Origin of the sequence: Actinotignum sanguinis (assembly GCF_030230305.1) — a bacterium.
GTDB lineage: Bacteria > Actinomycetota > Actinomycetes > Actinomycetales > Actinomycetaceae > Actinotignum > Actinotignum sanguinis.
Genome location: NZ_JASPCQ010000002.1, coordinates 214,440 through 225,952, shown reverse-complemented (window position 1 = coordinate 225,952; position 11,513 = coordinate 214,440). Strand labels below are relative to the sequence as shown.

Annotated in this window: 9 protein-coding genes; 7 read left to right on the top strand and 2 right to left on the bottom strand. The window is 62.1% G+C overall.

What is annotated here, in order from left to right; genetic code table 11:
* Positions 1-64 precede the first annotated feature (64 nt).
* On the bottom strand, positions 65-1,723 hold the full coding sequence (locus QP828_RS02210; protein ID WP_279058212.1) for a zinc ribbon domain-containing protein: 1,659 nt from the start codon (positions 1,721-1,723) through the stop codon (positions 65-67).
* 235 nt (positions 1,724-1,958) lie between these two features.
* On the opposite strand from QP828_RS02210, the gene QP828_RS02205 reads away from it, so the two are divergent.
* The gene (locus QP828_RS02205; protein ID WP_279058213.1) at positions 1,959-2,927 is read left to right on the top strand and encodes a variant leucine-rich repeat-containing protein; all 969 of its coding nucleotides are present in this window, start codon (positions 1,959-1,961) and stop codon (positions 2,925-2,927) included.
* Positions 2,928-3,018: 91 nt separating this feature from the next.
* Here the strand turns inward: QP828_RS02205 and QP828_RS02200 are convergent, their stop codons facing one another.
* Positions 3,019-4,452, bottom strand: coding sequence for a purine-cytosine permease family protein (locus QP828_RS02200; protein ID WP_274733558.1), 1,434 nt, complete (start codon positions 4,450-4,452; stop codon positions 3,019-3,021).
* A gap of 191 nt (positions 4,453-4,643) precedes the next feature.
* Here QP828_RS02200 and QP828_RS02195 point away from each other — a divergent pair, with 191 nt between their 5' ends.
* The 6 genes from QP828_RS02195 (at position 4,644) to QP828_RS02170 (ending at position 11,511) form a co-directional block, all read left to right on the top strand.
* A complete protein-coding gene (locus QP828_RS02195; protein WP_206435388.1) occupies positions 4,644-5,165 on the top strand; it encodes a holo-ACP synthase in 522 nt (173 codons plus the stop codon).
* Between the two features lie 220 nt (positions 5,166-5,385).
* Entirely contained in the window at positions 5,386-6,885 is a 1,500-nt protein-coding gene (locus QP828_RS02190; RefSeq protein WP_425536588.1) for an amino acid permease, read from the top strand.
* 166 nt (positions 6,886-7,051) lie between these two features.
* Positions 7,052-8,362 (top strand): serine hydroxymethyltransferase, encoded by a 1,311-nt coding sequence (gene glyA, locus QP828_RS02185; RefSeq protein ID WP_274733556.1) that lies wholly within the window; start codon positions 7,052-7,054, stop codon positions 8,360-8,362.
* The gene (locus QP828_RS02180; protein WP_274733554.1) at positions 8,362-9,300 is read left to right on the top strand and encodes a bifunctional methylenetetrahydrofolate dehydrogenase/methenyltetrahydrofolate cyclohydrolase; all 939 of its coding nucleotides are present in this window, start codon (positions 8,362-8,364) and stop codon (positions 9,298-9,300) included. Before glyA ends, QP828_RS02180 begins: the two co-directional genes overlap by 1 nt.
* 1 nt (position 9,301) lies before the next feature.
* On the top strand, positions 9,302-10,132 hold the full coding sequence (locus QP828_RS02175; protein WP_274733553.1) for an exodeoxyribonuclease III: 831 nt from the start codon (positions 9,302-9,304) through the stop codon (positions 10,130-10,132).
* A gap of 80 nt (positions 10,133-10,212) precedes the next feature.
* Positions 10,213-11,511 carry a YihY/virulence factor BrkB family protein gene (locus tag QP828_RS02170; protein WP_274733551.1) on the top strand — a complete coding sequence of 433 codons (1,299 nt, stop codon included), beginning with the start codon at positions 10,213-10,215 and terminating at the stop codon, positions 11,509-11,511.
* Positions 11,512-11,513 lie beyond the last annotated feature (2 nt).

The window sequence follows — 11,513 nt, the reverse complement described above, 5'->3', positions numbered from 1 at the left end:
CCCGCTCTTTCGTTGAGTAACAGCAGTGCCCAGTCACAGTTGCGCTTGGTAACTGGAGCCGTGTTTACCAGCCGTAATTATCCTTGGAGAAATCCACCGTGATCGCCCCGTCCTTCACCTCGAAGCGCAGGGTGCGATTAACCCAGATATTGACCGGGAATTCCGATTCCTTCCAGGGGTCTTTTTCGCTGTAGCGCTGCTTGTAATTGATGATGGCTTTGCCCTTGACCTTGGCGGTGCCCACGTAAGCACCATCTTCGTAGCGCACGCTGGCGGCATCTACCTCAACCTTGGGCTCTTCCTTCCACGAACGCCGAATTTCCGTCACGGCCTGGAAAACCGGATCGCTCATATTCAATTCGGGGCATTCTTTCACCTCGAAAGTATTGGCGGGCATACACGCCTCGTAGCGGGCATTCACCTGCTTTTGTACCTCCGCGGCCACCTCCGGGGTGAAGCTCGGTTCAATGGAGGTCGAGGAACCCGGGCCAATAACGGGAACAGATACACTCTGTGCCTCCCCGAAGCTCACGAAGGTATCTCCGCCCTGCGCACCCACGGTATACGTCCCCGGGAAAGTGGGGAGCGAATAGTACTCGCTGAGCCGTTCGCCTTTATTGGCCGGGTCCACCGTGGTCGAAAGATCGACGTCGACCCCGTTAACACTGAGTTGCGGTGTGACTGAACGCAGTTCCACGGTCCCCAGTGGTGCATCGGTGACCTGCCATTCGGAGAAGAACAGGAATTTCTTGCCGCGTTCACTTAGCGTAAGGTCAACCGGATACTTCTTCATGTCGATGGTGAATTCCGCGCTCACATGCACGGTATCTTTCCCGCCCGCCTGAGGTGCCTTAAAGGCAGAGATGATCTCAAAATCGGTGGGCCGGTTGGTGGCCTTGCTGTAAATCTCATCGCTGAGGAGCAGGCGCTCACCGGAACGCACATTCGGGTCGTACACGTCGAGCGCCGCGCTGGCCTTCCCCTCCACAATCGCGGAAAGATATTTCTCGGCAGTTTTCTCCGGTGCGAATTTACTGGCCGTCACCTTAAAACCAATAACTCCCGCCACGACGAGCACGAGCAGAATCACCAGGCTGATCCACAATTTCTTATGGGATTTCTTCTGGCGTGGTGCCGCGGGTACCGCGGATACCGGAGCGGCCGGGTACATTCCTCCCGGTAGCCCGGGGCCCGCCGCCGGACTCGGCGCGGTGCCGTATCCGCCCGGAGGGGCGTAGCCCTGCGGCGGAACACCGTATCCGGGCTGCGGTGCATAGCCCGGTGCAGGTGGGTAGCCCGGAGCCGGTACCACATCCGGGGCAACGCCGGCGCTGGCTGCACTCGGAATCTCCTCAAGCATGCGCGGAAGCGCGATACGGGTGGGCGCGCCCGCCTCGGCATCGGCCGGTACGTGCGGTTCAGGCCCGCTTGGGGAGGGGGCCGACGGCGCCGCTGCCGCGGGTGAATCCTCCACCGCGGGTGAATCCGCTGCCGGGGTCTCGGCAGAGAGCTCGGGTTCCGGATCCGGTTGCGGGGGAGGCGGCGGAACGGGAACCGTGCGCGGATTCGCCGGAGTGGCCTCAGGCTGAGGCGCTGGCGCGTCCTCTACCTGCGGAATAGTCCGGGTCAGCCCCGCATCTTCAGGCGTCTGCGCGGAAGGCGGGGGAGGTGGAGGTGGGGGCACCGGCGTGGACGGTGGGAACTGGTCAGGTCCGTTAGTCATGGGATAGTCCTTCCTCACAGATGGAGTACGGTGACGTGGAAGGTGGAACTCGCGTGATGAGCCCCGCCGTCGTACCTGTAGAGTTTTTCATAAACTCCACGTACCTAGGGTAGCTGGGATACTGTTACTACAGGAGAAAACTCCGTATATTAACGATAGAAACTATTAGTAGCTACACGGGTTTTCGTCCGCGTTCGCACGGCACGAAAATTCTATGGGAGAAAGTAGAACGGCTATGATGTACGATCCGCGCACGATGACCCTTGAGAATTTGGGAGACCCGCAGATTACCGCGCGGGATCTTGCCGATATTGCGGCCCAGCGCCCCGACCTATGGGATGCCATTGCGGTGCACCCGCAGTGCTACCCGGCGCTGGTCTCCTGGATTCGCGAGCGCCAGGCCGAAGCCCAGGGCCAGCCGGCCCCGCAGGCTCCGCAAACTCAGCAGTCCCCGCAACCGGCAGCGCAGCCGGAAGAACGGCCGGCGGAACAACCCGCACCCCAGTTCTCGCAGCCTGCGGCACACGCCCCGCAGCCCCTCACCGCCGAACAGTGGCAGGCTCGTTTCCAGCTGGATAACGGGCGCGAACCCACGTTGCGGGAGTACCAGGAGGCTGTGGCTCAGGGCGCGGTGGCCGGGCCGGGCGTTCCGGATAACTCCGTGGGGGATATGAAAGAGGGCCTCAAGCAATTCGCTACCGGCGCCAAGGATTTTGTAAATAACCGGGTGGCTCCGGCGGTGGCCCAGCAGGCCGGTGCGATGCGCCAGGGGTTCGCGGCTGCCTCCGCGGGGCGCGGTTCCAAGTGGAATGTGATTATTCCGGCGGTGCTTATCGGCGCTCAGGTCCTCGCGATGCTCAGCGTTTTCCTGCCCTTCGCTTCCGCCTTTGGTTTTTCCGCCAGTATGATGACGGGAGACGCAGAATCGGCGTGGATGGTCATTCTCTGCTACCTCATTGCGGCTGTTTTCTCCACGCTTGCTCTGGTGATGAAGAAAAAGTGGACGATGGCTACCGCCGGCGGGGTGGGTTTGCTTTTCGGAATTCTGCTCTTTATCGGGAGTATGAACGCGCTTTCGAAGCTTTCTGAATTCTCTGAGGTTGCCAGCGTAGGCTTTGGCTTCATCCTCTTCATCCTCGCCACCATCGTGGATATTGCGTTCTCCATCTGGGCTATCGTCGTGGTGGTCAAGAAGCAGTACTAACAGGGAAATCTTGCGGATAGCAAGAACGATCGGATCATAAAAGTGGGGCGGACATCATCAAAATGTCCGCCCCACTTTTGTATGGGTAGCGCTAGTTCATCTCCACTTCCTGGCGGCGTACCCGCGCCCCGCACAGGCCGTAGTAGGCCACGAAGCCGATGATGAGAGCCAGGATCACGCCAATGTTGCCCGAACCGAGCGGCCCGTCCACCCCGCCGATGAGTGGGAGGAGGTAGCCCTGCCAATCATTGAAGGGGGCATCGGAGAAGCCGTTGACGACCAAACCCCAGCCGATCACACAGCACAGCGCCAAGATGGCCAGCGAGGTCACGTTGTAGTTGCCGTAGCGGCCGGTGGGGGAGAAGAGTGCGGCGTCGTCGTAATCACGCTTGCGCAACGTAATATCCGCCATCATGATGCCGGTCCACGCGGCAAGCGGCACCCCCAAGGTGACCAGGAAGGACTGGAAGGGACCGATAAACGTGGGTGAGAAGAAGGTGACGTACACGGTGCCCACGGTGAGGATAACGCCGTCGATGAGGGAGGCGAGGGGCCGTGGAATCCGAATCCCCAGGGTGAGGAGCGTGAGCCCCGAAGAATAGATACCGTTAATCGCGCCCGACAGCAGCGAAAGAATCGCGGTGAGGAGGAAGGGGAGAAGGAACCAGGTAGGCAGGATCGTGGCCAACGCGCCCACAGGATCAGCGCCGATGGCGTCGGAGAGGGCGTCATCTGAACCGGCGAGCATAAGGCCGAAACTAATGAGCACCACCGGGCCGAGGGAACCACCCAGGGTATTCCAGAAAATAATGTGGCTCCCGCGCGCCTGCCGGCTTTGGTAGCGTGACCAATCCGCCGCGATATTCACCCAGCCCAGACCCATGCCGGTGAGCACCATGACGAAAGCGCCGAGCATGGCCGCCACCGAGCCGGACGGGTGGGAGAAGAGCGCGCCGGCGTCGAGATGCGGGAAAACTAAAATGATATAGATAATGGTGGTGATGCCGGTGATCCAGGTGAGGACCGCCTGCATTTTCATAATAATGTGGTAGCCGGCCACCGCGCCCAGCACGATGAGGGTGGCAACAATCGCTGCCGCTACCACTTTGACCGTGGTGGAATCTTCCCCGGCCCAGCCCAGCCGCGCGAGCACCGTGTTGGTGGCCAGAACTGCGGTAATGGCCAGCGACGTTTCCCAGCCGATGGACGTCAGCCAGGAAATAATGCCCGGAACTTTCGCGCCGTTCACCCCGAAAGCCGCTCGGGACATGACCATCGTAGGCACCGAGCCGCGTTTGCCGCCCAGCGCGATGACCCCGCAGATAGCGAAGGAAAGAATCACGGCGATGACCGTGATAGCCAGCGCCTGCGGGAAAGAAATACCAAATCCAAGCACCCACGCCCCGTAACTCATCCCAAAAACGGAGATATTCGAGGCGAACCACGGCAGGAAAAGATGCCGGGGTTTCGCGGTGCGCTCACTATCGTCGACTATTTCGATGCCGGTTGTCTCTATCGATGCCATAGGTACTATCTTTCTCCAGCTCAGCGGGGAATGGTAGAGGGACAGCGAAATTCGGGACGAGCAGACAGGAAGCGGTGGCCTCGTTTACCATAAAAGGGAATAGTTACGCGGGAGCGAAAGTCACGGGGAACGACGGCGCCGCTTTGGCTTTGAGCTGGCCACACGGATACGTCACCAGGAAGGAGCACGCGGTGATCGCCGGAATTGGAACCGATACCGTCGCAATCGATGCCTTCGCCCAGCAGCTGGATCTACCCGGCTCCCGCTTCCGCAACGTTTTTACCGCGCGGGAAATGCGCTACGCGATTCGCCGGGCCCAGCGCCACACCCGCACCGAGGCCGCCGGAGCTTTCGCCACCCCGGCCGCGGAAGATGCCGGATTTGAGACCGTTATTCCGGCCGCGGAACTCGCCCCGCACCTGGCGGCCCGGTGGGCCGCCAAAGAGGCCTTTATTAAAGCGTGGTCGGCGGCTCTTTACGGCTCCCAACCGGTACTGCCCGAGGGGCATTGGGACGCCATCGAGGTCACCAATGACCGCTGGGGGCGCCCGGCGATTATCCTCGGGGCACCGATAGCCGGGGCGGTTCATAAAACCCTGGGGAGTGTCAATATTCATGTTTCGATGAGTCACGATGGGAACGTGGCCAGCGCCGTCGTTCTTATCGAATACCAGAACACCGGTGCGCCGCACCGGGCCGCACCCACCCGATAAACCGCGCCTAAACCGCGCTACACCCAGCTCCTGGCCGTAACTACACCCCGAAGTGGCCGGAAATAGACCCGCGGTTCACGCTCTGAGAAGCAGTGGCGCGCCACCGCTGGCGTACACTACCGTGTGCCGGTACGAACGAAGCACTGAGGCGGTGGCACGGTCACCGCGGGGAGCGGAGCCCGCACGGGGCGAGGCGCCGCGATGAAGGAGCTGAGAAAACGTGGCACCACAGCAAGCTGGACAATCCGAGCAGACCGGGCCGTCCGGGCAATCGGAACAATCCGCCGAGCCGCAGCTGCAGCGCGGCCTGCACGCCCGCCACCTCACCATGATCGCGGTGGGCGGGGCGATTGGCACCGGGCTTTTCGTGGCCTCCGGAGAAACAATCAGCCAAGCCGGCCCGGGCGGAGCCCTGGTGGCCTACGGGCTCATCGGCATGATGGTCTACCTCCTCATGCAATCGCTGGGGGAGATGGCGGCCTACCTGCCGGTGGCCGGGTCCTTCGAAGAATACGGGCGGCGTTTCGTTTCGCCCTCTTTCGGTTTCGCCACCGGCTGGAACTACTGGTACAACTGGGCGATCACCGTGGCCGCAGAGCTTTCCGCCGCGGCGCTCGTGATGAAGTACTGGTATCCGGATACGCCCGGCTGGGTGTGGTCTGCGATCTTCCTGGCCCTGCTCATTTTGCTCAACGCGCTCTCGGTGCGCACCTACGGGGAAGGTGAATTCTGGTTCGCTCTTATTAAAGTGGTGACGGTTCTCGCCTTTATCGCGGTGGGGCTCCTCATGATTGCCGGTGTTTTCGGGGCGAGCCCGGGACTGGCTCACTGGACGGAAGGCGAGGCGCCTTTCGTCAACGGCGGAGCAGGAATCCTCGCGGTTTTCATGGTGGCCGGTTTCTCCTTCCAGGGCACCGAAATGGTGGGGATCGCCGCGGGGGAGGCTCGCGACCCCGCCACCACGGTTCCGCGTGCCACCCGCACAATTTTCTGGCGCATCCTCATCTTCTACATCGGCGCCATCGTGGTGGTGGGCACCCTGGTGGCCTATAGCGACCCGAACCTGCTGCGCACCGATATTTCCGATATTGCGGTCTCGCCCTTCACCCTGGTGTTTGAGCGCGCCGGGGTGGCTTTCGCGGCCGCCGTCATGAACGCCGTTATTCTTACCGCGGTGCTATCGGCGGGTAATTCCGGCCTGTATGTCTCCACCCGCATGCTTTTTGCGCTCGCCGAGCAGGGCAGCGCCCCGAAATTCCTGGCGCGTCTGACCCGCCGCGGCGTCCCGCTCAACGCCATGATCATCACGATTCTGGTGGCTACCGCCTGCTTCATCTCCTCCTTTATGGGCGACGGCAAAGCTTACGCCTGGCTCGTCAATGCCTCCGGCTTGGCCGGTTTTATCACCTGGATGGGTATCGCGTGGAGCCATTACAATTTCCGGCGCGCTTTTATCGCCCAGGGCCGTAGCCTCGACGAACTCCCCTTCAAGGCGCGTTTCTACCCGGCCGGCCCCATTGTGGCGCTGGTGATGTGCGCGGTGGTGATCGTGGGGCAGAGCTACCTCATTATTACCTCAGGTGGTGGAGCCCTCGACCTGCTCTCCTCCTATATCGGATTGCCGCTGTTCTTCGGCCTGTGGTGGGGCCACAAACTCATCACCAAGAGCCCCGCCGCGGATCTCTCCCGCGCGGACCTGAGCGCCCCCAAGATTTCCTGAGCCGCCCGCTTTTCCGCGCGCCGCGGCTATGTTCCCACAAGCCTTGAGCACGACGACGCCGCGACGCCCCGCGTGGTCCCGGAAAGCTGCGCCACAATTTTGTGTCGTAACCCCGCGGTAGACTGTCGATCTAACAGCGAAGGCGTGGAAGGTGTGGAGGAGAGACATGAGTACACCACTGGATGAACCTTTGGCCGTGGCGGACCCGGAAGTTGCCGCAATTCTCACCGGGGAATTGCGGCGTCAGCAAGAAGGCTTGGAAATGATCGCGTCGGAAAACTTCGTTTCCCGCGCGGTTATGCAAGCCCAAGGCTCTGTTCTCACCAATAAGTACGCGGAAGGCTATCCCGGGCGGCGCTACTACGGTGGTTGCGCATGGGTGGATAAGGCCGAAACTCTCGCCATAGAGCGGGCAAAAAGCCTCTTCGGGGCGGATTACGCCAATGTGCAACCGCATTCGGGTGCCTCGGCGAATGCCGCTGTCTATCACGCGATGGTGAAACCTGGTGCGAAAGTACTGGGCATGGCCCTCGATCAGGGCGGGCATCTCACCCACGGTATGAAACTCAACTTCTCCGGGCGCAATTACGATGTGGCCGCCTACCACGTGAATCCGGAAACCTATCTTCTCGATATGGATGAGGTGCGTGAAACCGCGCTGCGCGAACGCCCCGCCATGATTATCGCCGGGTGGTCCGCCTACCCGCGGCAGCTAGATTTCGCGGCTTTCCGCTCCATTGCTGATGAAGTCGGTGCCGTGTTGTGGACGGATATGGCCCATTTCGCCGGCCTCGTGGCCGCAGGGCTGCACCCCAACCCCCTCCCGTATTCGGATGTGGTTACCACCACCATTCACAAAACCCTGGGTGGGCCCCGCTCGGGGATGATCCTGTCCGCGCGCGGGGAGGAATACGGCAAGAAGCTCAATTCCGCGGTATTCCCCGGCAACCAAGGCGGCCCGCTCATGCACGTGGTTGCCGCGAAAGCAGTGGCTCTCGGGTATGCAGCCACGGAAGAATTCCGCCAGCGTCAGCTCCGCACCCTGGAAGGCGCCCAGATCTTGGCCGCCCGGCTCACGGAAGCAGATGTGGCTCAGGCAGGTATCTCGATTATTTCCGGGGGCACTGATGTCCACCTGGTCCTCGTGGATCTGCGCAATGCCGCGATCAACGGTCGGGAAGGGGAGGACCTGCTGGGGAGCATCGGTATTACCGTCAACCGCAACGGGGTTCCCTATGATCCGCGCCCGCCTTTCGTCACCTCCGGGTTGCGCATCGGTACCCCGGCGCTGGCCACCCGCGGCTTCGGCCCGGAAGAATTCACGGAAGTTGCCGATATTATTGCCCGCGCCCTCATCGGTGGGCACGCTGCGCCGGTAGAGGAGCTGCGCGCCCGGGTACGCGCGCTCGCGGACCGCTTCCCGCTGTACGCCGGTCTGGACCAAATTGGGGCCACCCGGAACGGGGAAGGGCAGTAATGGCAGCGCAACTTCTGGACGGGCGCGCCGTCGCCGCCGCTATTAAAGACGAACTGAGGGTGCGGGTGGAAGCTCTGCGCGCTCGCGGATACACACCCGGGCTCGGAACAGTGCTGGTGGGTGATGACCCGGCTTCCGCGGCGTACGTGCGCGGCAAGCACCGCGATTGTGCAGAAGTGGGCATCGCTTCCTTGCAGGTGGAGCTGCCTGCCAGTGCCAGCGCCGCGGAAGTGGCCGATGCACTCCGCGCTCTTAATGCCAATCCTGCCTGCACCGGATATATTCTCCAGCTCCCGCTCCCGGCAGGCTTGCCCGAATCCCGCCTTATCGAAGTGATCGATCCTGATAAGGATGCGGATGGGCTTCACCCGGTCAACCTCGGGCGCCTGGTAGCGGGCGTGAGCGGGCAGCTCACCTCCCCGCTGCCCTGCACCCCGGCCGGCATCGTGGAGCTGATCGAACGCCACGGGCTCAACCTCGCCGGCAAACACGTGGTGGTCCTCGGGCGCGGCATCACGGTGGGAAGAACCATTGGTCTCCTTCTCACTCGGAAGAATATTAACGCCACCGTCACGCTCTGCCATACCGGCACCCCGAATATTCCCGAGCTATGCCGGCGCGCTGATGTCATTATCGCCGCGGTGGGCCAGGCGGGTTTCGTCCGTTCGGAATGGGTGGCGCCCGGCGCTGTCGTTGTTGATGTGGGAGTAACTCGGGAGCGCACCGCGGAAGGTACCTGGCGCACCCGTGGGGATGTGGATCCGGGCGTGCGCGAATCTGCGGCCTGGGTATCACCTAATCCCGGTGGGGTCGGCCCGATGACCCGTGTCATGCTGCTCAGCAACGTCGTCGATATGGCTGAACGCTACCTGGCGCAGCAGCACGCAACAGAACCAGGCGTCTCGGAACATTCCGGGGCCGGATACAAAGGGGAATGAGATGCGGATCAGCACTGTTAACGTCAACGGGATCCGCGCGGCCGCGCGAAAAGGAATTGCGGCGTGGCTGGAGGCCACCGCGGCGGATGTCGTGCTGCTTCAAGAGGTGCGTGCCCCCGCGGATATCACCGCAGATATTTTCGCGGGCACCGGCTACCAGGTTTACACGGCCGTTTCCGAACTCAAAGGCCGGGCCGGGGTCGCGGTGGCGGTGCGCGAAGGTACGGGCGTAGGCGAAGTGCGGGATCACCTGGGCGTGGGAGCCGATGGAGAACCTGTTGGGTCCGAAGCGCCGGTGGATAGCGGGCGCTGGCTTGAAGTGGAACTCCCGGATCTCCAGCTGCGGGTGGTGAGCGCCTACCTGCATTCGGGAGTGGCGGATAATCCGGAAAAAATGGCGGCAAAATACGCGCATCTTGAGCGGGTGAGTGCCCGCCTAGCGCAATTTGACCCGGCCGCCCGCACCCTAGTTGCCGGGGACTTCAATATCGTCCACACCGAAGCTGATATTGAGAACTGGAAATCCAACCACAACCGTACCTCCGGGGTACTCGACGATGAAATCGCCTACCTGGACCGGTGGTTCGGTGGGCCCTGGGTGGATGTGCAACGCGCGTTGCTGGACCGCAGCGGGCATGAGGGCAAAGGCCCCTACACCTGGTGGAGCCAGCGCGGCAAAGCTTTTGACAACAACGTAGGCTGGCGTATCGACTACCATATGGCCAGTCCGGCGCTTGCCGCCACCGCGCAATCCTTCACTATCGGGCGAGCATCCTCCTATGCGGAGCGCTGGTCCGACCACGCCCCGCTCACGGTGGACTACCAGCTCTAGGTGCACTGTTTGTACCGTTCAGGACCGTTGAGGAATCAAAAACTTCTGTTTTTGTCGTAGCCCTCACGTACGATGGCTATGTGACAAAGCAGAACTCTATGATTGCCGGTGTCTCTCGAGCTCTCGGCGTGGACCGGCAGGGGCGGCAAGCCGCCCGGCACGGTGCACCCGGTGGGGAACGGGGTGCGGAAAGCGCAATAGCCGGCGTCGTCCATAAAGGAAAAGCTCTGGCCGAATGGGTGCAAGGCACGCGCATCATGCGGGGGCTGGGGCGCTACGGAAAGGCCCGCGGGGGCCTGCTCGCCGGCGGAATCGCCTACTCGGCACTTTTCGCTATCACCGCGGCTCTCACCATTTCCTGGACCGTCTTTATGGCCACCCTCGGCAGAAATACGCAGCTGCGGGAAACTGTGGTGGATGCCGTCAATGCGGCCCTACCCGGCATTCTCCAAGATTCTTCCGGGGAAGGGCTCATCAATCCCGATGACCTCATCCTCTCGGGAACCTCGGTAGTGGCTACCATCATCGCGGGCGCGGTGCTGCTGTGGACGGCCATGTCCATTATGGCCGGGCTCTCCACCGCTATCGGTGCCATGTTCGGGGTGAATCAGCGGGTCGAAAATGGGGTGGTCAGCATCCTCTTCCGCCTCGCCGGATTCGTGGTGCTTGCCCTGGGGATTCTTACCTCCGCGATTATCGGCTCCCTCGTTGGTTCGGTAGGAACCATGCTTCTTACCCGTGTAGGAATGGACGGGGCATTCGTACAATTCGGAACCAAAATCGCGGTCTTCCTGCTCGCGGCCACCGTGGACGCGCTTGTCATCATGTTCATTATCCGGTTCACCTCCGGGATCCGGGTACCCCGCCGCGATTTCATCACGGGGGCGGCCCTCGGCGCGATCCTGCTCTCCCTCATTCGGGTAGCGGGAACCTCCGCGGTATCCAGTGTGTCCGGAAACCCGCTCCTCGCGCCCTTTGCCGCCATCGCCACCCTGCTGCTGTGGCTCAACCTTGCCTCGCGCATTGTGCTCATGGTCTCGGCCTATATGGCCAACCCGCCGCGGGTCTACGTGCCGAAAGATCCGGAAGAACTGCGGGCCACCACCACGCCCAATTACGTCACCCTCTCCGTTCCGGAAACACTCGCGTGGCCCCATGATCCCATCACCGGCTCCCTCCTTCCCGAACCGGAGAACGCCATCGGTACTGAGGAAGAAGATCTGCCCGAATGGGGCGGCCTGGCCGGTAACCTGGCCCGCCGCCGGGCCGAAAAGCTAGAATCAAAGGCGCGCGAGGCACAGCTCAAAGCTGAAGAAGCTCGCGCACACTACGTGAGCGGACAGCGCGAACTCGCCCGCTCGCAGCGAAAGGACAGCTAGGC